The organism is Nonomuraea sp. CA-141351 (assembly GCF_050944675.1).
Taxonomy (GTDB): domain Bacteria; phylum Actinomycetota; class Actinomycetes; order Streptosporangiales; family Streptosporangiaceae; genus Nonomuraea.
Genome location: NZ_CP191982.1, coordinates 2354468 through 2380026, shown reverse-complemented (window position 1 = coordinate 2380026; position 25559 = coordinate 2354468). Strand labels below are relative to the sequence as shown.

24 protein-coding genes are annotated in these 25559 nt (G+C 70.4%); 9 read left to right on the top strand and 15 right to left on the bottom strand.

Going from position 1 to position 25559, the window contains the following annotated elements; genetic code table 11:
- Nucleotides 1–33 precede the first annotated feature (33 nt).
- The gene (locus ACQPWU_RS11745) at nucleotides 34–1500 is read left to right on the top strand and encodes a PucR family transcriptional regulator (RefSeq protein ID WP_433439071.1); all 1467 of its coding nucleotides are present in this window, start codon (nucleotides 34–36) and stop codon (nucleotides 1498–1500) included.
- Here ACQPWU_RS11745 and ACQPWU_RS11740 read toward each other — a convergent pair.
- The 10 genes from ACQPWU_RS11740 to ACQPWU_RS11695 form a co-directional block, all read right to left on the bottom strand.
- Nucleotides 1450–1779, bottom strand: coding sequence for a hypothetical protein (locus ACQPWU_RS11740; protein WP_433439069.1), 330 nt, complete (start codon nucleotides 1777–1779; stop codon nucleotides 1450–1452). The two genes, ACQPWU_RS11745 and ACQPWU_RS11740, sit on opposite strands and share 51 nt — an antisense overlap.
- On the bottom strand, nucleotides 1772–2638 hold the full coding sequence (locus ACQPWU_RS11735) for a hypothetical protein (protein ID WP_433439067.1): 867 nt from the start codon (nucleotides 2636–2638) through the stop codon (nucleotides 1772–1774). Before ACQPWU_RS11735 ends, ACQPWU_RS11740 begins: the two co-directional genes overlap by 8 nt.
- A 34-nt stretch (nucleotides 2639–2672) precedes the next feature.
- Nucleotides 2673–5405 carry a glycoside hydrolase family 38 C-terminal domain-containing protein gene (locus ACQPWU_RS11730; RefSeq protein WP_433439065.1) on the bottom strand — a complete coding sequence of 911 codons (2733 nt, stop codon included), beginning with the start codon at nucleotides 5403–5405 and terminating at the stop codon, nucleotides 2673–2675.
- Nucleotides 5402–6481, bottom strand: coding sequence for a Gfo/Idh/MocA family protein (locus tag ACQPWU_RS11725; RefSeq protein WP_433439062.1), 1080 nt, complete (start codon nucleotides 6479–6481; stop codon nucleotides 5402–5404). Before ACQPWU_RS11725 ends, ACQPWU_RS11730 begins: the two co-directional genes overlap by 4 nt.
- Nucleotides 6478–7380 carry a TIM barrel protein gene (locus tag ACQPWU_RS11720; RefSeq protein ID WP_433439060.1) on the bottom strand — a complete coding sequence of 301 codons (903 nt, stop codon included), beginning with the start codon at nucleotides 7378–7380 and terminating at the stop codon, nucleotides 6478–6480. Before ACQPWU_RS11720 ends, ACQPWU_RS11725 begins: the two co-directional genes overlap by 4 nt.
- A 100-nt stretch (nucleotides 7381–7480) precedes the next feature.
- Nucleotides 7481–8677: a CehA/McbA family metallohydrolase gene (locus ACQPWU_RS11715; RefSeq protein ID WP_433439058.1), complete on the bottom strand. Its 1197-nt coding sequence runs from the start codon at nucleotides 8675–8677 to the stop codon at nucleotides 7481–7483.
- Nucleotides 8678–8747: 70 nt separating this feature from the next.
- A complete protein-coding gene (locus ACQPWU_RS11710) occupies nucleotides 8748–9812 on the bottom strand; it encodes an ABC transporter ATP-binding protein (RefSeq protein WP_433439056.1) in 1065 nt (354 codons plus the stop codon).
- Nucleotides 9812–10630, bottom strand: a complete 819-nt coding sequence (locus ACQPWU_RS11705; protein ID WP_433439053.1) for a carbohydrate ABC transporter permease — start codon at nucleotides 10628–10630, stop codon at nucleotides 9812–9814. The genes ACQPWU_RS11710 and ACQPWU_RS11705 overlap by 1 nt, the downstream gene beginning before the upstream one ends.
- Nucleotides 10627–11553: a carbohydrate ABC transporter permease gene (locus ACQPWU_RS11700; protein WP_433439051.1), complete on the bottom strand. Its 927-nt coding sequence runs from the start codon at nucleotides 11551–11553 to the stop codon at nucleotides 10627–10629. The genes ACQPWU_RS11705 and ACQPWU_RS11700 overlap by 4 nt, the downstream gene beginning before the upstream one ends.
- On the bottom strand, nucleotides 11528–12916 hold the full coding sequence (locus ACQPWU_RS11695) for an extracellular solute-binding protein (protein ID WP_433439049.1): 1389 nt from the start codon (nucleotides 12914–12916) through the stop codon (nucleotides 11528–11530). Before ACQPWU_RS11695 ends, ACQPWU_RS11700 begins: the two co-directional genes overlap by 26 nt.
- 266 nt (nucleotides 12917–13182) lie before the next feature.
- On the opposite strand from ACQPWU_RS11695, the gene iolC reads away from it, so the two are divergent.
- From iolC to ACQPWU_RS11670, 5 genes are all read left to right on the top strand, one after another.
- Nucleotides 13183–14166, top strand: coding sequence for a 5-dehydro-2-deoxygluconokinase (gene iolC / locus ACQPWU_RS11690; protein ID WP_433439047.1), 984 nt, complete (start codon nucleotides 13183–13185; stop codon nucleotides 14164–14166).
- Nucleotides 14163–15068: a Cgl0159 family (beta/alpha)8-fold protein gene (locus ACQPWU_RS11685; protein ID WP_433439045.1), complete on the top strand. Its 906-nt coding sequence runs from the start codon at nucleotides 14163–14165 to the stop codon at nucleotides 15066–15068. Before iolC ends, ACQPWU_RS11685 begins: the two co-directional genes overlap by 4 nt.
- On the top strand, nucleotides 15065–15904 hold the full coding sequence (gene iolB / locus ACQPWU_RS11680; RefSeq protein WP_433439043.1) for a 5-deoxy-glucuronate isomerase: 840 nt from the start codon (nucleotides 15065–15067) through the stop codon (nucleotides 15902–15904). Before ACQPWU_RS11685 ends, iolB begins: the two co-directional genes overlap by 4 nt.
- Entirely contained in the window at nucleotides 15901–17751 is a 1851-nt protein-coding gene (iolD, locus tag ACQPWU_RS11675) for a 3D-(3,5/4)-trihydroxycyclohexane-1,2-dione acylhydrolase (decyclizing) (RefSeq protein ID WP_433439041.1), read from the top strand. The genes iolB and iolD overlap by 4 nt, the downstream gene beginning before the upstream one ends.
- 61 nt (nucleotides 17752–17812) lie before the next feature.
- Nucleotides 17813–18865: an AI-2E family transporter gene (locus ACQPWU_RS11670; RefSeq protein ID WP_433439039.1), complete on the top strand. Its 1053-nt coding sequence runs from the start codon at nucleotides 17813–17815 to the stop codon at nucleotides 18863–18865.
- Here the strand turns inward: ACQPWU_RS11670 and ACQPWU_RS11665 are convergent.
- Nucleotides 18810–19412 carry a PadR family transcriptional regulator gene (locus ACQPWU_RS11665; protein WP_433439037.1) on the bottom strand — a complete coding sequence of 201 codons (603 nt, stop codon included), beginning with the start codon at nucleotides 19410–19412 and terminating at the stop codon, nucleotides 18810–18812. The two genes, ACQPWU_RS11670 and ACQPWU_RS11665, sit on opposite strands and share 56 nt — an antisense overlap.
- 64 nt (nucleotides 19413–19476) lie before the next feature.
- Here ACQPWU_RS11665 and ACQPWU_RS11660 point away from each other — a divergent pair, with 64 nt between their 5' ends.
- Together ACQPWU_RS11660 and ACQPWU_RS11655 are read left to right on the top strand one after the other, a co-directional pair.
- Complete coding sequence (locus ACQPWU_RS11660; protein ID WP_433439034.1) at nucleotides 19477–19953, top strand: hypothetical protein; 477 nt, start codon at nucleotides 19477–19479, stop codon at nucleotides 19951–19953.
- Nucleotides 19932–21476 carry an FAD-dependent monooxygenase gene (locus tag ACQPWU_RS11655; protein ID WP_433439032.1) on the top strand — a complete coding sequence of 515 codons (1545 nt, stop codon included), beginning with the start codon at nucleotides 19932–19934 and terminating at the stop codon, nucleotides 21474–21476. Before ACQPWU_RS11660 ends, ACQPWU_RS11655 begins: the two co-directional genes overlap by 22 nt.
- Nucleotides 21477–21539: 63 nt before the next feature.
- Here the strand turns inward: ACQPWU_RS11655 and ACQPWU_RS11650 are convergent, their stop codons facing one another.
- Nucleotides 21540–22022, bottom strand: a complete 483-nt coding sequence (locus ACQPWU_RS11650; protein ID WP_433439030.1) for a GNAT family N-acetyltransferase — start codon at nucleotides 22020–22022, stop codon at nucleotides 21540–21542.
- A 19-nt stretch (nucleotides 22023–22041) separates the two neighbouring features.
- On the opposite strand from ACQPWU_RS11650, the gene ACQPWU_RS11645 reads away from it, so the two are divergent.
- Nucleotides 22042–22689 (top strand): HAD-IA family hydrolase, encoded by a 648-nt coding sequence (locus tag ACQPWU_RS11645; RefSeq protein ID WP_433439028.1) that lies wholly within the window; start codon nucleotides 22042–22044, stop codon nucleotides 22687–22689.
- Nucleotides 22690–22729: 40 nt separating this feature from the next.
- On the opposite strand, the gene ACQPWU_RS11640 is transcribed toward ACQPWU_RS11645, so the two are convergent.
- From ACQPWU_RS11640 to ACQPWU_RS11630, 3 genes are all read right to left on the bottom strand, one after another.
- A complete protein-coding gene (locus ACQPWU_RS11640; RefSeq protein ID WP_433439026.1) occupies nucleotides 22730–23272 on the bottom strand; it encodes a MerR family transcriptional regulator in 543 nt (180 codons plus the stop codon).
- A 10-nt stretch (nucleotides 23273–23282) separates the two neighbouring features.
- Nucleotides 23283–24143 (bottom strand): SDR family NAD(P)-dependent oxidoreductase, encoded by an 861-nt coding sequence (locus ACQPWU_RS11635; protein WP_433439024.1) that lies wholly within the window; start codon nucleotides 24141–24143, stop codon nucleotides 23283–23285.
- 76 nt (nucleotides 24144–24219) lie between these two features.
- Nucleotides 24220–25500 carry a flavin-dependent oxidoreductase gene (locus ACQPWU_RS11630; RefSeq protein WP_433439022.1) on the bottom strand — a complete coding sequence of 427 codons (1281 nt, stop codon included), beginning with the start codon at nucleotides 25498–25500 and terminating at the stop codon, nucleotides 24220–24222.
- Nucleotides 25501–25559: the final 59 nt, after the last annotated feature.

Below are 25559 nucleotides of genomic sequence, written 5' to 3'. Positions count from 1 at the left end.
TTGTAGGTTTCACGAAGTATTACGGTATGTGTTGTGGCCGACCACAAGCTCAGCGTCGAAGACCTCCTCCGCTCCCCCGCCCTCCAGCTCCGCCTGCTGGCGGGCGAGGCCGGGCTGTCGCGTTCGGTGTCGTGGGCCCATGTGAGCGAGCTCGACGACCCGACGCCGTGGCTGCTCGGGGCCGAGCTCATCATGACGACGGGCCTCGGCGTCCCGCGTACGGCCGCCCGCCAGCGCGCCTACCTCGAGCGCCTGGACGACGCCGGGGTCTCCGCCCTAGCGCTCTCGGCCCAGCTCCACGTGCCGCCGCTGCACCCGGCGTTCTTCGAGGCCGCGGAGTCGCGTGGCATGCCGGTGCTGGAGGTGCCCCTGGCGGTGCCGTTCATCGCGATAGCGCAGGAGGTGGCGGCGGCTCTCCAGGAGGACGCGAGCCACCGCCTCGGCGCCCAGCTCCAGGTGTTCGGCGCGCTGCGCTGGATGGCCGCGGAGGGGCTGGACACCGCGACCCTGTTCAAACGCCTGGAGCGTCTGTCCGGATACGACGTCTACATGTGCACGCCTCAGGGCCGCGCCCTGCTGCCCGGCGTGCCCGTGCCCGCGCTCGACGTCCTGCCCACGGAGCCGGACGCGCCTCCGACGATCCCCGGCGGCTTCGTCCTGCCGGTGTCCGCGCCCGGCGGCCCCGCGGGCTTCCTGGTCGCCTTCGAACGCGAGGGCGCCCGCCCTGCGGGCCTGGCCGTGGTCCAGCACATAGCGACGGTGGCCGCGCTCCAGGTGGCGATGGCCAGGCACGAGCACGAGACCCTGCGCAGGGAGGGCGCCGAGACGCTGGCCGAGCTCCTCCAGGACGTGCTCGACCCTCCGGCCGCCCGCCGCCGGCTCGCCAGGCTGGGCCTGCCGCTGGAGGAGGACTCGGTCCTGCTGGTGGTCCGCGGCGCTCCCGACGACGCCCTGCGCCGGGCCCTGGACGAGCTCCCCCACCTCATGCTGCGCAGAGGAGACGACCACTACCTCCTGGGCCCACCGGAGCTCGGCTCCGCCATCACTGCCATACCGGGGGTGCGCGCGGGCATGAGCCGCCCGTTCCCGCCCGGCGAGTCGATGCGGCTGGTCCAGCGCGAGGCGCTCTGGGCGGTCGCGCACGCGGCGGAGTCGGGCAGGCCGCTGGCGCACTACGGCGACGACACGACGGGCCGCTGGCTGCCCGACGACCCGGCCACGCTGGCGGCCCTGGTGGACCACATGCTGGGCGAGGTGCTGGCCTACGACAAGGCCCACGACTCGCGTCTGCTGGCGTCCGTACGTGTGTGGATGGAGCGCAACCGCCACACCGACGACGCGGCAGCGGCGCTCCACATCCACCCCAACACCCTGGCCTACCGGCTGCGGCGCTTCGCCGCCCTCACGGGGCGGGATCTGTCATCGAGCTCGGCGTTCGCGGAGGTCTGGCTAGCTATCCGCGCCGCTCGTCAACTCGGCCTTCTGGGGTTTGGGCCGTGACGGACAGTCTTTCAGCCGGCAGGTCATGATGGGCTGGAAGAACTGCTCCTCGCACTCAGCCCAGGCAGCCCGCTCGAACCAGATGTCCAGGACATCGAGATGCCCCATGTTCCTGATGGCACGGTCCATCTTGTCCGAAAGCTTAATTCCCCGAACTTCGATGAGCATCAGGAGCGCTCTGATCATGCCTTCTTTCCGGCCGAAGACTTGAGGAAAGACCACATTGCTCTGATAATCACCGAATTCCGCTGCGGTGGGGATGCCGTCCCAGTCAGGCAAAGAGATCCTCCGCCGACTCGGCGGTGAACGCCCGCTGGAACCAGACTTCGAGAGTGGCCGTGTCCTCACAGCCCGCGATCCGCGCACGAACCTTCTCGGACACCGCGATGCCACGCATCTCCAGCAGCTTCAGCAGAAGCCTGGCTTCGCCTTCCGCCCTGCCTTCCGCCCGGCCCTCAGCCAGCAGGCTCTCGGCGTACTCGCCCTGGTAGGGATAGGTCTGCATAGCCATGAGTCTCCCCCATTCTTCCTGTGCCACGCCAGTGAGCGATGTGTTTATGTAGTACCCGTACCATCCGGCAAGCTTGGGATCGATCCTGCTCAGAGCCTGTTCCAAGGTGCCCAGGATGTCCTTGAACAGCGGGTCGCCACTCCTCGTGATGGCTGAGACGACGGCCAGCCCGATGTTGGCCTCAGCCTCGTCCACGTCGGTGATGACCGGGGTGTTGTCGGGGCCGATGACCAACGGGGTCAGGGTCAACCCAGGATGGCCGGTTTCTATGGGCTTGGCCGCCCAGCGGGCGATCTTTCGGTCAGGGCAGATGACCACCAGGCAGACCGGGCATCTCTCACGGGCCCGGAAGTTGGCGATGTACTCCAGCCACGAATAGAGCTTGTCCTTGTCCTCTCCGCGTTGCGTCTCCGTGATGACCCCGAACTTCTCCTTTCCCTTGCCGTAGAGCAGCGCGCCGTCAGCTCGGCACACAGCCGGCTTGGCGTCCGACAGATCCGGCGAGCCGAGCCGAGCGTCGCCTGATTCCGGTATCGGCAGGTCGAACAGTGACCGCAGCATCTGCGCGGTATGTCCGAAATCGAGGGTGGCGATTTTGGTGACCCCCTCGTGTTGCGACGTGACCATGCCGCAACATTACAACTGGCGTTCGACCCATTACTCAGAGTTGACGAATTTGGATGGTCGCGATTTCCCACGGCCCCATGGGCAGCCGCACCACACCATCGGTGACCTGCAGAGACTCACCGGGACGCCCTCGGAGGTCGGCGCGCCTGACCTGCCCAAAAGTGCCGGAAATGGTGGCTTCCGTGGCGTTGGCGGTCAGCGCCACCACCCGCAGCTCCTGCCAGTCGTCACGCATCCTGAGCGAGGTCATCACCACCCCGTCGCCCGTCACCGACAGCCCGGACGCGGGAGAAGGCAGCGGGAGCGCCCGGTCGCCCTGGCCAGGGACCACGAGGAGGTCGTGGCGGAAGGTCTCCGCCTGAGGGACCACCTCCTGCCAGGACTCCTGGTACGGCATCAGCGCCAGGCTCACCGAGCGGAGCCCCCGCGACTGGGCGGCCGGGGTCGGGAGCTGGGGACCGGCAGGTTCGGGGCGGAGGGCGTTGCGGTTGCGGGAAAGGTAGCCGACCGAGCGCAGCAGGGTGAGGGCCAGTTCGCCGTCCACCAGCTCGTACTCCGTCACGTGCTCCAGCAGCGCCGCCACGCCCCCGGCGGCCACCCACGATGAGGCGGGGAAGGTGGGCAGCGGGGTCTCGCCGCAGCCGCCCTCCGAGGTCAGCCCGCGCGTGACGACCGCGAACTGGCCCTCGGCGTGTGACTGCGACGCGGGAGCGGGCAGCGGCACGTGCAGCCGTACGCGATGGTCCTCGCACCGGTTGTCGAACTCGACGTGCAGACGCACATAAGGCTCGCCGGCCCGCAGCTCGACGCGGGTGGTGACGACGATCTCCTCAGTACGGAGGCTCCGCGAGGGGGCGGGGAGCTCGGGAGCGCCGTCGAGGCCGTCACCGGACGCCGGCCACCGGTACGTGCGCCGTATGTCCACCTGGGCCACCACCGGGCCCGAGCACATCAGCTCCGTCTCCACGGACATCGGCTGGGAGACGATCAGGTCCGTGAGCGGGGGCGCGTGGTTGTAGGTGTCGCCGACGTCGCCGCCGTCCACGATGCGGCCCGCGCCCGTGACCGTGGTGCCGTCCCGGCCCAGCAGCGTCAATGTGCCGTCGCCGGCGATCGTGACCCGCAGCAGGCCGTTGTCCAGCACCTGCTCGTCGCCGCGCACCGGCAGGGTCGCCGAGTCGGAGCCGAGCCAGCAGGACGGGTCGTGCTCCATGGGCCGGCGGTCGGGTGCGGACGTGCCGTACACCTGATCGTGCGGAGCGGGCCGCAGGCTCGTGTGGCCCAGCGGCGGGACCTCGACCAGGGCCGCGACCTTGCGTCTCGGCTCGGCGAGAATGCGGACGCGGGTCACCGCGTCCAGCGCCCCGCGCAGGTCCTCCGCGTCGAAGGCCAGCGACGTCTCCCGCGCCACCGTGAACGTCAGCGTCTCGCCCTCGATCGACCAGCCCGTGATCTGCTGTCCGTAGAGCTCGGTGCCGTGGATGAAGGTCAGAGCGAGTGCCGGGTCCATCTCCTCGTCGAGCAGCAGCGTCCCCGCGTACTCCAGCGTCTGCGACGGTACGGGCGCACCGGAGGCGTCCACGAGCGGGTCCGTCCCGGCCAGGTCCACGATGACCACGCCGCTGCGCACCTGGGGCGTCGGGTTGACGACGAGCGCCCCGTCGGAGGGCACCGACTCGGCCAGGCGGGCGGTCACCATGTCGCGTACGGCCTGCCCGAGGTGCTCGGCCTCCGCGATGCGCGCGGCCACCTGCTGGGCGGTGTCATCCACGCCGCAGCCGGTCACCGAGTCGTGCCCGCTGGCGTCCACCAGCCGCCACCACGCCATGTCGAGGAAGCGGCCGGGCCACTCCCCGCCCCAGAGGGTGGCGAGGGGCTCGGCGTAGCGCTCGACCATGCGCTCGGCGCGGCCCATGGCCTGCTTGACGTGGGCGCGGACCGAGATGACGCCGGGCAGGATGTTGGCCCTGGCGTGGGAGCGCAGCTCGCCGGCCATGCGCGGCAGCCCGTCCACATCGCCGGGATATTCACTGATGTATCCGGACAAGGTGTCCATCCGGGCGCCGATCGCGGCCACCATCTGCGGGAGCCCGCGCACGGGCGCCGAGTGGTCGGTGCCGTACATGGCCAGCAGCGGCCCCTTGGGCCCGTGCCACTCCCGCATGGTCGTCACGAACGCGTCCGCCCGCTCGGCCAGGCCGGACGGGTCCGAGAACAGGTGCGCCCCGTTGCCGTACCCGCCCGCGGGCAGGTACTGGGTGCGCAGCGCCGTCCCGTCGGGCGCGACCCAGGCGAAGGCGTCGGTGGTGACCGAGGACGGCACCCCGCGATAGACGCAGGCGTGCAGCAGCCCGGCCTTGCGCAGGATCTGCGGCATCTGCGCCGTGTGCCCGAACATGTCGGGCAGGTAACCGACCGGCATCGCCCCGCCGAGCTTGTCCGCCCGGGCCATGCCCAGCTCGAGGTTGCGCACGATGTTCTCGCCCGAGCACAGGAACTCGTCGAGCAGGATCTGCCACGGGCCCACCGCCAGCCGCCCCGACTCGACGAGCGCGGCGATGCGGTCGCGGTTCTCCGGCCGCACCTCCAGGTAGTCGTCCACGCAGGCCAGCTGCCCGTCGAGGGTGAAGTGGTAGGCGGGCTCGCGCTCCATCTGGTCGAGCACCTCGTCGAGCAGCGCCACCAGCCGCAGCCGGAAGCGCTGGAACGGCTCGTACCACTCCCTGTCCCAGTGCGTGTGCGGGACGACGACGATCTCAGCGCTCACGCTGCTTCCCCTCCAATGGGCAGATCATGCTGTACGGCGTAGCGGGCGGCGATCCGCTGGGCCGTCACGATGTCCTCCAGCCCGCCGCTCGCGTCGGTGAGCGGCGGCTTGCCATCGTTCACGAAAGCATGGAAGGCGGCCAGTTGTACTTCGAATGCCTCGGTGACATCGCGGTACTCCGTACGGCTCTCGGCGCCGGACACCATGGTGAGGGTCGTGGGGGCGTTCATCAGGTAGGGCGAGGGGAAGACCAGCTCCAGCGAGCCCTTGTCGTGGTGGATGGCCACGGTCTCGCGATAGGCCGGGTAGTCCTCCAGGTAGTGCCAGCGGATCGCGAACCGCCCCCCGACCGGCAGGGGGCCGCTGATCTCGATGGATCCGGGCGCGGGCCCCCACGTCTCAACGTACGAAATTTCCTTAGGAGAGCCGGTAAAGCGCCTCAAGAGCGACAAATCATGGCATATCGAGCCGAGCGCCACCCCGTACAATCCCCGCACCGACTCCGGCGCCGACTCCCCCAGCGCCTGCGAGACCAACCCGCGCTCGGCGGCACGCAGTGAGCCGAGCAGCCCGGGATCCACGTCCCGCGCCTGCGTCAGGTTGGCGAAGGCCAGCTGCGACTCCCCGCTGGGATGCAGCACTGTCACCTCGACCGACCTGATCACCTCGGGCCCGCCCAGCTCGGCCAGCAGCTCCTCGGCCCTGCGCACGGCCGGGTCGTACTGCTTCATGTAGCCCACCATCAGCCGCCCCTCGGGCAGCGCCGCCACCTCGGCCCTGGTCAGCGCGAGCGGCTTCTCGCACAGCACGGCGTACCCGGCGGCCAGCGCCCGGCCCACCGTCTCCCCGTGCGAGCCGGACGCGAGGACGAGCACGGCGTCGAAGCCCCCGGCGGAGAGCATCTCCTCCACCGCCGTGTAGCGCCCGGCCGCGCCCAGCCGGTCGCCGACGGCGTCGGCCAGCGTCCGCGACAGGTCGCAGACCGCGGCCACCTCGAACAGGTCGCGCCGCCTCGACAGCAGCGGCACGTACACCGCCTGCGTGACGGCGCCGCATCCCACCAGCGCGATTCTCAAATTCCCAAGTCCTTCAGCTTCTGGCGGTTGGCCGCCTGGTCGGCGATGTTCTGGGCGACGGTGCGGCGTCCGGGCAGGGTGTCCTGCTCGATGACGATCCACCCCGCGTAGTCGATCTCGTCGAGGGTGCGCAGGACGGCAGGCAGGTCCAGCTCGCCCTCGCCCAGCGGGGCGAACCCGCCGCGTCCCATGAGCTCGCGCAGGTCGGCGCCGTCGGCCAGGGTCTGGGCGAGGATCTTCGTGTCGCCGTCCTTGATGTGCACGTGCCCGACCCGGCTCGCCCAGTCGCGCAGCGCCGTCACCGGGTCGCCACCGGCCAGCAGCAGGTGGCCGGTGTCGAGGCAGAGCTGCACGTCGGTCAGCTCCAGCAGCCGCTCCACGTCGCCCGGGGTCTCGACGTAGGTGCCGAGGTGGTGGTGGAACGCGGGCTCCAACCCGCGCTCGCGGCATCGATCGGTCGCCTCCTGCACGCGGGCGGCGTACGCCGCCCACTCCGACGACGGCAATCCTGGAACGCTCCCGCCGGGGCGCGCGAACCGCTCCGGCGACCCCGAGCAGGCCAGCGTGGGCCGCGGCCCGAACCCCTCCGGCGCCGGCGGCGCGGCGGCGAACACGTCGAGCGCGGCCTCCAGCGCGGGCAGCCCGGCCTCGTACGCCTCCGCGTCGCTGTAGCGCAGGTCCACCCAGCCGCCCGCGAGCAGCAGCCCGTTGCCGGCCAGCCGGTCGGCGAGCTCGGATCCGGTGCCCAGGTAACCGATCGGCCCGGAGTCGATGCCCTCGTAGCCGGCCGCGGACAGCGCGCGGACCATCTCATCGGCGCTCAACGGCGGCGGCGCGGTGGCCAGCTCGAACACGCCGAAACTCACAGGCGCGTTGGCGACTTTCACTCTCGTTCTCATGGCCTCACTCCGTGAGGCGGCTCGCTCGCTCAAAGCCGCCGCCTTCCCTCGTCGCTCTGGTCGCTTCGCTCCCGCCGCTCCTCAGTCCAGGCGGCGGCGCTCACTCGCACAGTGCGATCACCTCGTTCTCGTAAGTTTCCAGGCGGTGTCGTCCGTCAGTGGCCTGCAGCAGCGCGCGGTCGCCGCGTACGACCTGGCGGGTGCCGTCGGGGCGTACCAGCACCAGGCCGTCGGCGTCCAGGGCGAGCAGCTCGTCGCCCAGCCTGAGCAGCAGCGGCCCGTCGGGGCCCGTGGAGACGGCGGTGCGGCCGGCGCGCACGCCGTCCAGCACCGTGCTCGTGTCCTCGGCCAGCACCCACGTCGTCGGCGCGCCCGGCAGGCCGTCGGAGCCGTCCCGGTGGAAGTCGCTGCCGCCGATCGCGATCACGTCGTCGCGCCAGGCGTCCGCCCAGGCCAGCGGCGCGCCCCAGCGGCGGTCCCACCAGCCGGAGCTCCAGACCTCGGCGACCCGGGGGCGGCGGGCGATGGGCAGCAGCCAGGCGCAGTCGCCGCCGAGCGGGTGGTTGATCGAGATCAGCCCGCCCTCGCGCTCGGCGTGCTCGACCCAGGAGTCGGCCGGCTGCCTGAAGTCGACCCAGCCGACGTCGCCGAACACGTTCGCGTGGCCCCGGTCGGTGGTGACCTCCTGGCCCGGGATGAGCGTGATGTCACGGTCGATCTTGGCCAGCCAGGGGTGGTGGCTGACGGTGTTGTGGTCGGTGACGGCCAGGAAGTCGAGGCCGCGGCCGTGAGCCGTCTCGGCCAGCTCGGCGATGGTCAGGCTGCCGTCGCTGTGCAGGGTGTGGGCGTGGAAGTCACCGGCGAACCACCGCAAGCCGTCGACGGAAGGGAGGTCCCGCCGTGGCGGACGCTCCCCGTGCGGCGGCTCCTCGGCGACCGGCTCGGCCGGGGCGACGGCCGAGGTGGTGATCTCCAGCGTGTAGTCGAGCCCCTGCGGCGGGATCCGGTGCAGCCGCAGCCACACGTGCCACGTCCCGGACTCCGGCTCGCCCGGCAGGTAGCCGGGAGTGGCCCAGTCGCGGGTGATCGTGTACGAGTCACGTGCGCCCCCGGACCAGCCGCGAAAGCCGTCCGGCGCGCCGCATCCGAGGTCGATCACCCCTTGCGACCTGTCGTACGACAGCTGTACGGAAACGGCGGCGGTCCCGGCGGGCACCTCGAACGGCACCTCCCGCAGGATCCGCTCCAGCCGGTCGTCCAGGCTCCAGTGACCCCGGCCAACAGAAGAACCGCCCATCAAACTGCCGCCCTCCGGCTCGTCCCGGTCAAGACCGCAGCGGCAGTCCGCTTCGCACCTTTTCTCTTGGTCAAATCAGCTCTCCGTCCCGGTAGACCAGGGCGCGGTCGCGCCGGGGCACCGCGTGGCCGTCGTCGCCGATGGCGGGCTCGCTGCCCTCGGGCACGACGGCCTGCACGGTCGCGTCGTTGACGTCGAGGGTCACCAGGTGGGACGCGCCGAGGTTCTCCACGATGGCCACTTTGCCGCCCAGCGCGCCCTCCGCGGGCTCGGGCGAGTAGGCCAGGTATTCGGGCCGCACGCCGTACACGATCTTCTCCCCGTCGGACAGCCGTCCTTCGGCCGAGGCCGGGACCGCCACCTTGCACCCTGCCACGTCCAGCGTGTCACCTCGTACGGTGCCGTCCAGCAGGTTCATGGGTGTCGAGCCGATGAATCCGGCCACGAACGTGTTGGCGGGCCGCTGGAACACCTCGGCCGGGGTGCCGATCTGCCGGATGTGCCCGGCCTCCATGACGGCCATCCTGTCGGCCATGGCCAGGGCCTCCGCCTGGTCGTGGGTGACGAAGACGGTGGTGACGCCCAGCTCGCGCTGGAGCTTCTTCAGGAACGTACGGGCCTCGAGCCGCAGCCGTGCGTCCAGGTTGGAGAGCGGCTCGTCGAAGAGGAACGCCTGCGCCTGCGTGGCCATCACCCTGGCCAGCGCCACGCGCTGCTGCTGCCCGCCGGAGAGCTGGCCCGGACGCCGGTCCATGAGATGGTCGAGGCCGAGCCGCGCCCCCACTTCGGCGGCCTTGTCGCGGCGCGCGGACCTGGCGACCTTCTTGATGCGCAGCGGGTAGGCGATGTTGTCCGTGACGTCCATGTGCGGGAAGAGCGCGTAGTCCTGGAAGACCATGGCGACGTCCCGGGCGCCCGGCTGCACGCTCGTCACGTCCCTGTCGCCGATGACGACGGCCCCGCCGGTCGCGGTCTCCAGCCCGGCGATCGTGCGCAGCAGCGTGGTCTTGCCGCAGCCGGAGGGCCCGAGCAGGGCGAAGAACTCGCCGTCGGGGATGGCCAGGTCGAGTGAGTCGAGCGCCTTCACCCCGCCGGGGTAGACCTTGGTCAGCCCGCGTAGTTCGATTCCGGCCATTAACGCTTGATCCCTCCGTGGAAGCGGAAGCCGTACTTCTTGCTGACGAACAGGTACATGAGGACCACGGGGATCGAGTAGAGCAGGCCGAACGTGGACAACATGCTGAGGTTGGCCTGGCCGCCCTCGGTGTACAGCGTGTACGTGATCACGGCGGCCGGCTGCTTCTCGACGTCGCTCAGCAACAGGTACGGCATCAGGAAATTTCCCCACACGTTGGCCACGGCCCAGACCGCGATCGTCGCCAGCCCAGGGCGTACGAGTGGCACCACCACGTGCCGCACGATCTGCAACGGCGTGGCCCCGAACACCCGCGCCGACTCCTCATACGACTTCGGCGTCGAGTCCATGAAGTCCTTGAGCATGAAGATCGCGGCCGGCAGCAGCCCGCCGGTCAAGATGAGGATCAGCCCGAGCTGCGAGTCGATGAGGTTCAGCTCCACCGCGAGCTGGAACAGCGGCACCATGGCCGCCGTCCCCGTGATGATCGACGACAGCAGCAGCAGGGCGTAGAGCAGCGCGTCCCGGCCAGGCAGCCGCACCCGGCTCAGCGCGTACGCGGCCAGCGCGGCCAGGATGACCACCAGGACGGCCGTGCCGACGGACAGCACCAGCGAGTTGTAGAGGGACGGCAGCGCGTACGGATGCTCGACGACCGCCTTGAAGTTGTCCAAGGTGAAGTCGGGCACCTTGACCTCGTACGTCGGGTCCGACGTGAAGGGCGCCGTCACCAGCCACAGCAGCGGGATCGTGAAGAAGGCCAGCAGCACCGCGATCAGCGTGTAGAAGCCGATCCGGCCCAGCACGAAACGCGTCATTTCTTGCTCCGGAGCAGCCGCAGGTAGAACACCGCCACGACCAGGTTGATGAGCAGGATGATCGTGGAGACCGCGGCGCCGTGGCCCAGCTCGCCGCTCTGCAGCGCGACCTTGTACACGTGCACGGCCAGCACCTCGGACTTACCGTCGGGGCCGCCCGCGGTGAGCAGGAAGGGGGTGAAGTCGTTGAACGTCCACAGGCTGATGAGCAGCAGGTTGGTCAGGATGTGCCCTCTGATGTGCGGGAACACCACGTCCCTGAGCTGCTGCCAGCCGGAGGCCCCGGCCAGGCGGGCACTCTCCAGGTGCGACGGGGGCACGTTCCCGAGCGCGGCGCCGTACAACATCATCGAGAACGCGGTGCCGCGCCAGGTGTTGAACACGATGATCGACAGCATGGGGTGGTCGAGCAGCCAGCCGAAGCCCTGGATGCCGAGCAGCGCGTTCAGCGTGCCCGCGTCGCGGTCGAGCAGCGCCACCCACAGGAACGACACGATCGCGCTCGGCAGGATCCAGGCCAGGATGACCAGGCCCTCGACCAGCCGCTTCAGCGGCCCGCGCCGGTCGCGCAGCAGCCAGGCGATGGCGAAGCCGAGCCCGACCTGCCCGATGACGGCCGAGCCCAGCACGAACTCGACGGTCAGCCAGGTGGAGTTCCAGAACTCCGGGTTGGACACCGCGTCGATGAGGTTGGCCGGCCCGACGAACTGGGGCTCCGCGGCGGCGGCGCCGGTCAGACGGTAGTTCGTGAGACCGAGATAGAGCACCCAGAGCGCCGGGAAGACGAGGAAGACCACGACGAGCAGCAGGGCGGGGGCCACGAAGACCCCTGCCCGCAGCCTGCCCAGGCCCGCCGCGTCCGAGCTGTACCGGGCCGGTTCGGCGGCCTCGGTCACCTCAGGAGGCGATGTTGCCAGCGCCACCGACGATTCCCTCAAGCTTCTTCTGGTAGTCGGCCGCCGCCTGGTCGGGCGCCGTGCCGCCCACCACCGCGGCCGTGGCCTCCTGCAGCGCCACCGACACCTGCGGGTAGACGGCGAGCGGCGGCCGGTAGGCCGTCAGCGGCAGCACCTTCTCCGAGATGTAGGCCAGCAGCGGCTCGTTCGCGAGGATCTCCTTGTTGACGTCCGTACGCGGAGTGATGCGTACGTTGCCGTCCTTGGTCTCCTCCTTCAGCGCATCCGGCGAGAGCGTGAAGGCCGCCAGCTCGAAGGCCTCCTTCGGGTGCTTGCTGTTGGGGTTCACGGTACGCAGCGCGCCGCCGGACATGCTGACGAAGTCCTGGCCGCGGATGCCCTTGCCGGGCTCCATCGCCGGGATCATGGCGTAGCCGACGACCTGGTCACGGTCGGGCATCTTGGCCACGCCGTCCTTGGGGTTGACGACGCCGCGCCAGAAGTAGTCGCCCTCCATCAGGATGCCGATCTTGCCCTCGGCGAACTGCTGGAACGACTTGTCGCGGCCCTTGGCCTCCTGCTGGAGCTTGGGATCGCCGAGGCCGCCGCCGTAGATCTTCTGGTAGAAGGCGAGCGCGTCCTTCATCGGCTGCGCGGCGCCGGTCCACTTGCCGTCCTTCTGCACCTCGCCGCCCGCGCCCGCGAGCAGCGGCAGCACGCCCTGCATGGAGGTGGCCTCGCCCATCGCGGTGCCGGCGTTGATCTGGATCGGCACGGGCACGCCCGCGGTCTTCAGCTTCGTGCCGGCATCGATGATCTCCTGCCAGCTCTTCGGCTGCCAGTCGGCCGGGAGCCCGGCCTTCTGGAAGAGGGTCTTGTTGAAGTAGAGCACCCGGCCGTCGGTGCCGACGGGCAGGGCGTACTTCTTGCCGTTGAACGTGGCCACGCCCTGGACGGCCTCGGGGATCTGCGCCCAGCCGTCCCAGTTGTCGGCGTCGGAGCCGACCAGGTCCGACAGCGGCTTGATGTAGCCGGCCTCGGCGAACTCGCCGGCCCAGATGCCGTCGATGTCCATCACGTCCGCGCCCTTGCCTGACTTGAGGTCAAGGGAGAGCTTGGTCTTGTACTGCTCGTCGTCGACGCCGCTGGGGACGAACTTGACCTTGACGTCCTTGCCCTTCGCCTTCTGGGCCGCTTCGAACTTGGGGATGACCCAGTTCATGATGAAGTTCGCGCCGGCGGCGTTCTTCCCGCCCGCGATGGCGTTCTGGGTGATCGTCAGCTCGATGGCGTCACCGCTTCCGCCGGACGACTGGCCGCAGGCGGCGAGCCCCAGACCGGCCGCGGCGATGACCGCGACCACACCCACCGATCGTTTCCGCAATGCCATGCATACCCTCCGACATGTCCGTAAAGGAGGTAAAGCCATCGGCCAATATGTCATGACATCCATATGACGTAAAGACCCGGCCATAGTTTGAGGATGTGCCCGCATGCTGCATCTTTGCCCGGACAAGGGGGAGCTAACAGTCCGACACTATGCGATGTGAGTCGCATGGTTTCGGTCGGGGCACACTAGGCAACATAGCGGACATCCGTATGTCATGACAATATGCCATAGTGTCGAAGGTAAGCTCCGTCCCTGGAGGTGCGTTGGTGCAGAATCCGCGACCTGCGGAAGGCCGCCCGCCGCGGCCCACCGTGTACGACCTGATCACGATCGGCCGCTGCGGCGTCGACGTCTACCCGCTGCAGACCGGCGTCGGACTGGCCGACGTCGAGACCTTCGGCAAGTTCCTCGGCGGCAGCCCGACCAACGTGGCCGTCGCCGCGGCGCGACACGGGCTGCGCTCTGCCGTGATCACCGGTGTGGGAGCGGACCCGTTCGGCGACTTCGTACGGCGGGCGATCCGCGGCTTCGGCGTGGACGACGCCTTCGTGAGCACCATCGAGGGCCCGCCGACGCCCGTCACGTTCTGCGAGATCTTCCCTCCAGACCACTTCCCGATCTACTTCTACCGCGGCGAGCACCCTCCTGACCTGCAGATCTCCCCGTCCCACCTGGACCTCGAGGCGATAGCGGACACGAGCCTGTTCTGGTTCTCGCTGACCGGGCTGAGCCAGGAGCCGAGCGCCGCCGCCCACGCCGCCGCCCTGGCGGTGCGCGAGTCGGGCTGGACGGTGTTCGACCTCGACTGGCGGCCGTCGCTGTGGAAGTCGCGGGAGGCCGCCCACGAGGCGGTACGGCGGACGCTCCCGTACGCGAACGTCGCCGTCGGCAACCTGGACGAGGTGGAGACCGCGGTCGGCGTGCGCGACCCGGAGGCCGCCGCTCAGGCGCTCCTGGATGCGGGCGTGAAAGTGGCGATTGTGAAAATGGGCCCTGAGGGGGTTCTCGCGCGTACCTCTGAGGAGAGCGCCGTGGTGGAGCCGGTGGAGGTGAAGGTGGTCAACGGCATCGGGGCGGGCGACGCTTTCGGCGGCGCCCTCTGCCTCGGGCTGCTGCGCGGCTGGCCGCTGGAGCGCACGGTGCGCTTCGCCAACGCGGCGGGCGCGTTCGTGGCCGCCCGCCTGGCCTGCGCCGATGCGATGCCGTCCACGGCGGAAGTGGAAGATCTGCTGAACGGGGTGGGCTCTTGAGCGACATCACACTGCCCAGGACCGCCGGGTACGAGCGGCTCACCCACATCAGGGCGACGCGCCCGGAGGAGATCGCCGAGGCCGCGGCCCGGCGGCAGCGGCGCGGCCTGCCGGGCGAGGGCGAGCGGCTGCTGATCATCGCCGCCGACCACCCGGCCCGCGGCTCCCTGGCCGTACGCGACCGGCCGCTGGCCATGGCCAGCCGCACGGACCTGCTCGACCGCCTCCAGGTGGCACTTGCCCGCCCCGGCGTGGACGGCATCCTGGCCTCGCCCGACGTGCTGGAGGACCTGCTCCTGCTGGGCGCGCTGGAGAACAAGCTGGCCTTCGGCTCCATGAACAGGGGCGGCCTGCAGGGCTCGGTCTTCGAGCTGGACGACCGCTTCACCGGCTTCGACGCGGCCTCGATCGACACGATGCGCCTGGACGGCGGCAAGATGCTGTGCCGCATCGACCCGAACGACCACGCGACCGTGTCCACTCTGGAGTCCTGCGCCCGCGCGGTCACGGACCTGGCCGGCCGCCGCCTGATGGCCATGGTGGAGCCCTTCTGGTCGATGCGCACGGAGTCGGGGGCCGTCCGCAACGACCTGTCTCCCGAGGCCGTGATCCGGGCGATCAGCGTCGCCCAGGCGCTCGGCGCGACCTCGGCGTACACCTGGCTCAAGATCCCGGCCGTGGCGGAGATGGAGCGCGTGATGGCCGCCACCACGCTCCCCGCCCTGCTGCTCGGCGGCGACCCGCCGGACATCGACGCCGCCTACGCCGACTGGCACCGCGCCCTCGCCCTTCCCGGGGTCCGGGGCCTCGTGGTGGGCCGCGCGCTGCTCTATCCGCCGGACGACGACGTGGCGACCGCGGTGGACGGCGCCGCGGCCCTGGTTCGGGAGGCTCGCAAATGACCTACATTCCGTACGGCAAGGCCGCCACCGGCCCCTGGTCGGTCGAGATCACTCCGGCCCTGGCCGGCTGGACGTACTCGGGCCTGCGCGTGGTGGACCTGACGGACGCCCCTGTCTCCTTCGACACGGGCGACGAGGAGATGCTGGTCCTCCCGCTCTCGGGCTCCTGCACGGTGACGATCCCGGCCGATACGTTCGTGCTGGCGGGCAGGCGTTCGGTGTTCGACGGGCCGAGCGACTTCGCCTACATCCCGATCGGCACCCACGTGACCCTTGAGGGCGCCGGACGGATCGCCCTGCCCTCGGCCCGCGCCACCCGCGCCCTCGAGCCGCGTTATGTGGCCTCGGCGGAAGTCTCGGTCGAGATCCGCGGCGCCGGCCAGGCCACCCGCCAGGTGAACAACTTCGCCTCCCCCGACGCCTTCGACTGCCACAAGCTCATGGCCGTGGAGGTCCTCACACCGGGCGGCAACTGGTCGTCGTACCCGCCGCACAAACACGACACCGACAACCCGGGCGAGGCGGTCCTGGAGGAGATCTACTACTTCGAGGTGAACGACCAGGGCATCGGCTACCAGCGCGTCTACTCCTCGGAGCGCGGCCACATCGACACCCTGGCCGAGGTCTCCTCCGGCGACGTCGTCCTGGTCCCGTACGGCTACCACGGCCCGTCCATGGCCGCCCCCGGCTACGACCTGTACTACCTGAACGTCCTGGCAGGCCCGGCGGAGCAGCGTTCGATGGCGTTCTGCGACGACCCGCGCCACGCCTGGATCCGCTCCTCCTGGGAAGCTCAGCCCACCGACCCCAGACTGCCGTTCGGGAGGACCTCATGACCCAGTTGACCGTCGCGCAGGCCGTCGTACGCTTCCTGGCCCAGCAATGGAGCGAGCGCGACGGAGTCGAGCACAGGTTCTTCGGCGGCGTCTGCGGCATCTTCGGCCACGGCAACGTCGCCGGGCTCGGCCAGGCGCTGGCCACCTCCACCGAGGACCTCCCCTACCACCTGAGCCGCAACGAGCAGGCCATGGTTCACACGGCCGCCGCCTACGCCCGGGCCTCCAACCGCCTGGCCACCCTGGCCTGCACCACCTCCATCGGTCCCGGCGCGACCAACATGATCACCGGCGCGGCCGGCGCGACGATCAACCGGCTGCCGGTGCTGCTGCTGCCCGGCGACATCTTCTCCACCCGCGTGGCCGGCCCGGTGCTGCAGGAGCTGGAGGATCAGCGCTCGTACGACATCTCCGTCAACGACTGCTTCAAGCCGGTCTCCCGCTACTGGGACCGGATCAACCGCCCCGAGCAGCTACCGTCCGCGCTGCTGGCCGCCATGCGCGTGCTCACCGATCCCGCCGAGACCGGCGCGGTGACGCTGGCGTTGCCGCAGGACGTGCAGGCGGAGGCGTACGACTGGCCGGACGAGCTGTTCGCGCGCCGCGTGTGGCACATCCCCAGGCCCGCCCCCGAGCGGGCCGCCGTGTTCAGGGCGGCCCGGCTGGTCAAGTCGGCCGAGCGTCCGCTGATCGTGGCGGGCGGCGGGGCGATCTACAGCGAGGCCACGGAGCAGCTGCGGATCTTCGCCGAGACGTACGGCATCCCGGTGGCCGAGACGCAGGCCGGCAAGGGCGCGCTCCCGTACGGGCACCCGCTCGCCATGGGGGCGATCGGCGCCACCGGCACCACGGCGGCCAACGCGCTGGCCCGCGAGGCCGACCTGATCATCGGCGTCGGCACCCGCTACAGCGACTTCACCACGGCCTCACGCACGATCTTCGCGCCCGAGGCCCGGTTCCTGAACCTCAACATCACCGCCTTCGACGCCGCCAAGCTGTCGGGCATGCAGCTCGTGGCCGACGCCCGCGAGGGGCTGGCGGACCTGGTCGAGGCTTTCGCGGGCTGGAGCGGCCCGCCGGACGCCTACCGCGTGCGGGCCGCCGAGCTGACCCGGTCGTGGGACGCGGCCGTGGACCACGCGTACGCGCTGGAGGGCTCCCCGCTGCCCCAGTCAGCGGTGATCGGCGCGGTCAACGCCGCGGCGGGCGACGACGGCGTGGTGGTGTGCGCGGCCGGTTCGATGCCCGGCGACCTGCACAAGCTCTGGCGTCCGAGCGGCCCGGGCAGCTACCACGTCGAGTACGGCTACTCCTGCATGGGCTACGAGATCGCCGGCGGCCTGGGCGTCAAGATGGCGGCGCCGGAGCGCGAGGTGTTCGTCATGGTGGGCGACGGCTCGTACCTGATGATGTCCCAGGAGCTCGTCACGGCGATCTCCGAGGGGATCAAGCTGATCGTCGTCCTGGTGGACAACTCCGGCTTCGCCTCCATCGGACGGCTGTCGGAGAGCGTCGGCGCGGAGCGGCTCGGCACCTCCTACCGGCACCTCGACGGCGGCCCGCTGCCGGTCGACCTCGCCGCCAACGCGGCCAGCCTCGGCGCGTCGGTCCTGCGTCCCGAGTCGGTCTCCGACCTGCGCAAGGCGCTCGACGCGGCGCGCTCGGCGAGCGAGACCACGGTGATCTACGTCCGCACCGACCCGATGGCGGACGACGCCCCCTCCTCTGAGGCGTGGTGGGACGTGCCCGTGGCGGCGGTCGGCACGACGGACGCGACCCAGGCGGCGCGGGAGACGTACGAGGTGAACAAGCTCTCCCAGCGTCCCCACATCACTCCGCCCGGCTGACCAGGATTGCCGCCGAGCCCACTGGGGAACGCCTCTGACCAGGCAGAACAGGGGGCAGGGGATGAGGCCGTGGCGGCTGCTCGGTTGGGTCGCGCTGATCGCGGTGGCCGGCTTCTGCCTTTATCACGTACGCACGGTGGTGGTCTCGATCGTCATCGGCGTGTTCATCACGGCGCTGCTCCTGCCCGCTGCCCGCTGGCTCAGGTCACGCGGGCTGAACCGCGCCCTGTCCACCGCGATCGTCTTCGTGGGCGGCATCCTGCTGGCGGCGGGCCTGTTCGCGCTGGTGGTGCCGCCCACCATTGACAGCGTGTCCGAGCTGCGGACCAGCTTCGGCAAGCTGCTCGACAACCTGCACCAGCTGACCGCCAGGTACGGCCTCGATCCGCGGCGGCTCGCGGCGCAGGCCAAGGACTACCTGACAGGCCAGGGCCGCCAGATCACCACCGGCGCGCTGGCCGGGGTCAGGACGGTGGGCGAGATCGTCGTCGGGGCGGTGCTCGCGGTCATCCTGTCGGTGTACTTCGTGCACGGCGGCGACCGGCTCTTCCACTGGGCCGTGGAACTCGCGCCCGCCTCGGCGAGGGCACGCCTCACCGAGGCCGGTCACCTGGTCATCACCGTGATCGGCCGCTACATCCGCGGGATCGCGATGGTGGGCGCGGTCGACGCGCTCTTCATCGGATCGGCCCTGTGGCTCCTGGGGGTGCCGATCGCGTTGCCGCTGGCGGTGCTGACGTTCGTCGGGGCGTACCTGCCTGTGGTGGGCGCGTTCACGGCGGGCCTGCTGGCCGCGGTGGTGGCGTTCGTGGCCAAGGGCTGGCTGGTGGCGCTCATCGTGGTCGGGGTGACCGTGGCGGTGCAGCAGATCGAGGGGCACGTCCTGGCCCCGCAGATCTACGGCAGGGCCCTGGACCTGCCCGGAGCGATCATCCTGCTCGCCATCGCGGTGGGCAGCCTGATCGCGGGCATCATAGGCGCGTTCCTGGCCGCCCCGGTGGCGGGAGTGATCGTGGCCCTGCTGCGAGACTCGAGAGGCCCGGCCGATCATGCGGAGGTCAAGACGCCTCCCACACGCCCGCAGCCCCCTCCAACGACTCCAGCGACCAGGTGAGCCGCCCGGCCCGCAGGTCCTCGATGACGGCACGGAGCCACCGGTCCTCCGCGGCCGTCATCTCACGCAGGTATTCGACCTCCAGCATGGTGACGCGCGGCAGGCCGGCCTCGGCGGCCAGGGCCGCGTCCAGTCCGGCCAGCGTCTGGGCGACCGCCTGCTCACGCCGCTCGAATATCTCCGCCAGCTCCTCCGGGGCGAGCAGGAGAGCGTTCGCCAGTGCCGCGGGGAACTGCGGGAACTCCTGCTTGGGCGTGCTGAGCATCTCGTCCAGCCACTTGCGCAACGCCGCCTCGCCCTCGGTGGTGAGCTCGTAGACCGTGCGCTCGGGGTACTGCTGGTCGCGCCCCGTCTCGCGGACCCTGATCAGGCCGCCCTCCAGCAGCCGGTCGATGGTCCGGTAGAGGCCGGCCCGCTGGCCGACGTTGACCACCAGGTCTTTGCCCCACTGCTTGAGCAGGCGCTGGATGCCGTACGGATGCAGCGGCTGGTAGCGCAGGAGGGCCAGCACGGTCAGGGAGAGCGGCGAGCCGCGGTCGAGAGCCATGCATTAATACTAGCCCCAAAGTTACTAGTTGACGAAGGACTAGTTTCAATGCAACTATCGAGCCATGAGCGATGTTGAGCGAATCCACACCGACCACGCAGACACCAAGCGTCTGGGCAACTGGACCACCGCCGGCCGCTTCGAGGTCCGCAACCGTTACGGCAAGAGCACCATCGACCTGCGCTCCCCCGGTCTGCCCGACGAGGTGGAGGTCCGGCTGGACCTCGACCACGGCGTGGTCAAGCTGCTGGTTCCCGATGACGCCACCGTCGACCATTGGGACCTGCAGTGGACCGGCAGGGGCAAGGTCAAGGACTATGAGGCGCCCACCGAGGGCTCCGGGCGGCGCATCCGCCTGGTCGGCACGGCCGCCACGAGCGAGGTCCGGGTCCAGCGCCGCGGTGTCGCGATCATCACCGCGATGATGTCCCGCGAGTACTTCCGCGACGTCCGCCAGGCCCAGAAGAACCGCACCCACCCCACGGTCGACGACCCCGCGCGCAACTTGGAGACCACATCGTGCAAGACGTCCCGGTCCTGATCGTCGGGGGCGGCTACGCGGGCCTTGCCTCGGCGCTCTTCCTCTCCCATCAGGGCGTGCCCTGCCTGCTGGTCGACCGCCACCCCGGCGCGTCGATCCTGGGCAGGGCCAGGGGGATCAACCCGCGCACCCTCGAGATCTACCGGCCGCTCGGCCTGGAGCAGCGCGTGATGGAGGCGGGCCGGCCCTTCGAGGAGGAGGCCGGCGTGGCCCGCTGCGCGACGCTGGTGGACGAGTGGCATTGGTTGTTCGGCGACGAGTTCCCGCGGGCGCTGCCCGAGCTGACCGCCGGCGAGTTCTGCATGGCCGACCAGAGCACGGTCGAGCCGATCCTCATCGAGGCCGCCCGCGCCCGGGGCGCGGAGCTGTGGTTCGGCACGCAGTGCCAGTCGATCGACCCCGACGACGACGGCGTGACGGCCGTGGTGGACAACCGCGCCACCGGCGAGCGGCGCACGATCAGGGCCCAGTACGTGATCGGCGCCGACGGCTACGGCGGCGCCATCCGGGAGCGGCTCGGCATCGCCCGCAGCGGCCTCGGCCCCCTGCGCCACTTCGTGACCTTCGTCTTCAAAGCAGACCTGTCTGACATCATCACCAAGCGGGCCCTGTTCTGGATGATCGGCGCACCCGGCAGCCCGGTCTCAGGAGGATTCGTCTCCCACGCGATGCGTGACCACTGGGGCCTGTCCCTGATGTACGACCCGCGCGAGGAATCGCCCGGCGACTTCACCGACGAGCGCTGCGTCACCGCCGCCAAGGCTCTCATCGGCCGCGACGTGCCGGTCGAGCTGGTCAGCAAGGCGACGTGGACGGAGGCGGTCGGCGTGGCCGACAGCTACCGTTCCGGCCGGGTCTTCCTCGCCGGGGACGCCGCGCACGTGTGGCCGCCGGCCCAGGCACTGGGCGCCAACTCGGCGGTCCAGGACGCGCACAACCTCGCCTGGAAGCTCGCAGCGGTGCTCGCCGGGCGGGCCTCGGACGCGCTGCTCGACACGTACGAGGCCGAGCGCCGGCCGGTGGCGCTGGAGCTGGCCGACCTGACCGTACGCAGCCAGAACGCCAGGTTCAGCCCCACTCCCGAAGAAGACCCGATGGACCCGATCACGGCCATCCTCGGCCAGCGGTACGCCTCCACGGCGATGATCGGGGCCGCGCCCGGCCCGGTGTTCGGCGACGGGGTGTCACAGCACGCGCGCCCCGGCACCCGGGCACCGCACCTCTGGCTGGACATGGACGGGCGGCGGATCGGCGTGCACGACCTGTTCCACGACTCGTTCGTGCTGCTGTGCGGGCCCGGTGGGGATTCGTGGGCGCGGGCGGCGGTCGAGGGGGTGCGGGCGTACCGGATCGGGCCGGACCTGATCGACGTGGAGGGCCACTGGCAGTCCCGCTACGGCTGCGACGCCGTCCTGGTCCGCCCGGACGGATACGTGGCCTGGCGCTCCGACACACCCGAGCCCGGGGACGGCGGCACGCCCGCGGCTCGCCTGGAGAGCGCCCTCCGCCGGATCCTCCACTGACACCGCCCCGGGCCCCCGGGTCGGCTGCTCTCCCCCAACGGCCCCCGGCCCGCACGCCGGAGGTCAGAGGGGGAGCTCCAGCTCCAGCTCGTGCCGGATCGGGATGCCGTCGGCCTCGGCGGGGATGCTGGGCTTGAGCTTCCGCGCGCGGTCCACGCCGTGCCTGTGCAGGCCGATCAGGTCGAAGCCGTAGCGCTGGTAGAAGCGCAGCGCGTGGGTGTTGTCATTGGTGGTGATCAGCCAGAGCCTGGCCGCCCCGCGCTCGGTGGCCACGGCGCGTACCGCGTCGAGCAGCGTGGCGCCGACCCCCTTGCCGGGGATCACGGCGTTGATCGTGATGATCTCCACGGAGTCGCCGCGCTGCGCGTAGGTGATGATCCCGGCCAACTCGCCATCGAGCTCGGCGACGAAACCGGGCTGGGCGGCGGCGTCGACCAGTTCGCCGCGGCCCATCGCGACCACCGTGGAGCCGCCCCAGCTCTCGGTCAACACCCGGGTCACGTCAGCGAGATCTTGTGGCTCGACAGCACGCACGGACATCGCCATGGGCCTCATTATGGGACCTATGCGATGGGCAACGTTCGACTGTTTCGGGACACTTGTCGACTGGCGGCACGGCATCCGCACCAGCGCCGACCTGATCGCGCCGGGCCAAGGGGCGCGGCTGCTGGAGGCGTACAACCGGCACGAGCACGTCGTGCAGGCCGAATCTCCGGCGCTCCGCTACCGCCACGTGATGGCCGAGGCGCTCCGCAGGGCCTGCGCCGACGAGAAGGTCGAGCTCAACGAGGACGACGCCTCGGTGCTGGGCACCACGCTCCCGTACTGGCCGGTCTTCCCTGAGGTCGGCGCCGAGCTGTCGGCGCTGCGCGCGGCGGGCTGGCGCCTGGCGCTGCTCACCAACTGCGACCGCGACCTCGTCGCCGAGACGCGGCGGCGGCTGCCCGTGCCGTTCGACGCGGTGGTGACGTCGGAGGACGTGGGCGCCTACAAGCCGTCCGACGCGCACTTCGAGGCGTTCAGGTGCTCGTACGAGCCGACGACATGGGTGCATGTGGCGCAGAGCTATTTCCACGACATGGTCCCCGCGCACCGGCTCGACATCCCGCGGGTGTGGATCAACCGTCACGGTGAGCGTCCCGAGCACGAGAAGATCATCCAGCAGGTCCTGCCCGACCTCGGCGGGCTGCTCGCGGCAGTCGAGAACGCCTAGGATCACCGCACGTCAGATCGCCTTCGCGCGTCGGCGCCCCTCACCCTGACGGTAGTGCCCGTCGCAGCGGCTCGTGCGGCAGCGCCGTGCGGTCGGTGGCGGTGCCGAGGGCCTGAACGTCGGGCCCGGTCGAGCCCCCGTACGTGGCGATCTTGTACTCGATCGCCGTGAGGGAAAGGGTCAGCTCACGGATCCGGCGGCGGGTGGTGTCGCGATGTTCGAGCAGCAGGTCGAGCCGCTCGGGCACTGTCTGCTCCCCGGCGTCGACGAGCGAGATGTAGTGCTGCAGATCGCGCATCGGCATGCCGGACAGCCGCATCCGGGTGATGAACACCAGGCGCCGCACCGCTTCGGCGTCGTAGACGCGATGACCGTTGTTGTCGCGGGCCACCTCGACCAGCCCGGCCCGCTCGTAGTAGCGCAGCGTGTGGGGCGAGATGTCGAGGAGGTCGGCGACCTCAGCGATCACCATCGACTCGGGCACGTCGGCCGGCTCGGTGAGGCGGTGGATCGCCTCGACCGAAGGCGGGCCGTCGTCCCCGAGGGTTTCGAGCGCCCTGGTCATCAGATCGTCGGTGGCCATGACAGCCAGCCTAGATCGGCCGGACCGACGACGGGACGCCCTCGAAGTCGGCGCTGCGGGCAGTCTCGGCCCACCGCTCGACCTCGTCCAGGCCACGCCGGTACGCACCCGAGATCCGCTCGACCGCCTCGCGCCCGAGCGGCAGCCGCAGCGGCACCTCGTCACTGTGCGCGAGGGACACGATGATCTCGGCTGCCCGCGCCGGGTCACCTTCCTGGAGGCCGTCGGCCCCGGCCATGTCCGCGCGGACGTGGGCGAGCAGGTCACGGTAGGTATCCGACGCCTCGGCGAACTCGAGCACGTCGCCCGCGTTGAAATCGGTCCGGAACCGGCTGGGCTCGACGATCATCACGCGGATCCCGAACGGCGCGACCTCCCCAGCCAGGGCCTCGGACCAGCCTTCGAGGGCGAACTTCGACGCTGAGTACGTCGACACGCCGGGGAACGACATCCGCCCGCCCTGGCTGCTCATCTGCACGATCGTCCCGGCGCCCCGCGCGCGCATCGCGGGCAGCGCCGCGCGGACGAGCGCGGCAGGGCCGAACAGGTGCAGATCCATCAGCTCACGCAACTGCGCGTCGCCGACCTCCTCGACCGCTCCGACCACGGCCCGGCCCGCGTTGTTCACGAGCACGTCGAGCTGACCGAAGCGGTCGAGGGTGTCCCGCACGAGGTCCGCGGCCGCGGCGACGTCCCGGGCGTCGAACTTCGCGATCAGGCAGGTGTCCGGGTACTTGGCCTCCAACTCGGCCACGCTCTCGGGCCGGCGCACCGCCGCCACCACGTGGTCGCCCGCCGCGAGCGCCGACTCCGCCAGTGCGCGCCCGAAACCGCGGGACGCGCCGGTGATGATCCAGGTCTGTGTCGTCATGGCGGGAACGCTATGGTTTCGAGCGCGCTCGAACGCAAACTGGCGCCTTCGCGAACCGGTCACGCACGGGACACCGTCACTGGGGCACGGTCCAAGACGGGCGTTCATTGAGCGTCTTGACGTCCATATCGGCGATTATCTTGTGGGCGTCCGCCATCCTGGACAGCTCCTGCGCCGTGATCACCTCCCTGATGTCAGAAAAACCGCCGGGCGCACGTTGTTCGACCAGCTTGACGGTTTCGTCCACCGGGAACCGCCGACTGGCCAGGACGAGGTCGGTAGTCGCCGTCCGGCGTCGGCTTTCGTATTCGGCCAAACCCTTGACCGGATCGCCGGCATACGCGAGCGCCATGGCCAAGAACCGCGCATCCAGAACCGCCTGCGAACCACCGTTGGAACCCACCGGATACATCGGATGCGCCGCATCTCCCACCAGCGTCACACGTCCGACACCCCAAAAAGGCAATGGATCCCTGTCCACCATCGGATATTCCAGGACTTGACCGGCCCCGGCGATCAGCGTCGGCACGTCCAGGAAAGGCAGACGCCACCCGGCGAAATGCGGGAGCACGTCATCAAGCCGCCCCTCACGCCGCCAGTCCGCCTTGGCCACCGCCGGCCCCGGCTCGGCCACCCGCACCTCGGCCACCCAGTTCACCAGCGCCCGCCCCCGCGCGCGGGTCTGCGCGCATATCGGATACGCCACGATCTTGGCCGCGTCGTCGGCCCCGGCGACCACCATGGAGGCCCCGTCGAGACATGACTCCAACTCCGTGATGCCCCGCCACATCGTGATTCCGCTCCATCGCAGCGGATCGCCGTCCGGATGCAGCCGTGCCCTGACCGTTGAGTGGAGGCCGTCAGCGCCGACCAGCACATCCGCCGTCCGCACCACCGTCCGGCCGGTGGCCACCTCGCGCAGCCGTACCCCCACCGGCTCCGCACCGGCTTCTCCCGCCCCGTACTCGAAGTCCTCAAAGGCCACGCCGAGGCTCACCGCGTCCGGGCCCAGCCGCTCCAGCACCGCATCCAGGAGGATCATCTGCAGACGGCCACGGTGAATGGAGTATTGCGGCCAGTGGTATCCCGCGTTCCGACCGCGCGGCAGTGTGAGAACCACGTCACCATGCCGGGTGGTGTAGATCAGGGCGTTCGTCGGTATCCCAGTCCCCTCCAGTGCTTCGCTGAAGCCCAGCTCCACCAGTTCCCGCACCGCGTGCGGCTGCAGGTTGATGCCGACCCCCAGCGGCCGCAGGTCCGGCACCGCCTCCACGATCGCGCAGTCGATCCCTGCGGCGTGCAGACTGAGCGCCGTCGAAAGCCCGCCGATGCCGGCACCGATGACCAGTGCATTCATGCCAGGTCAGTGCCCTGTGTCTCCCGGGAGACGCAGCCCGGCCATACCGGAGTACGAAA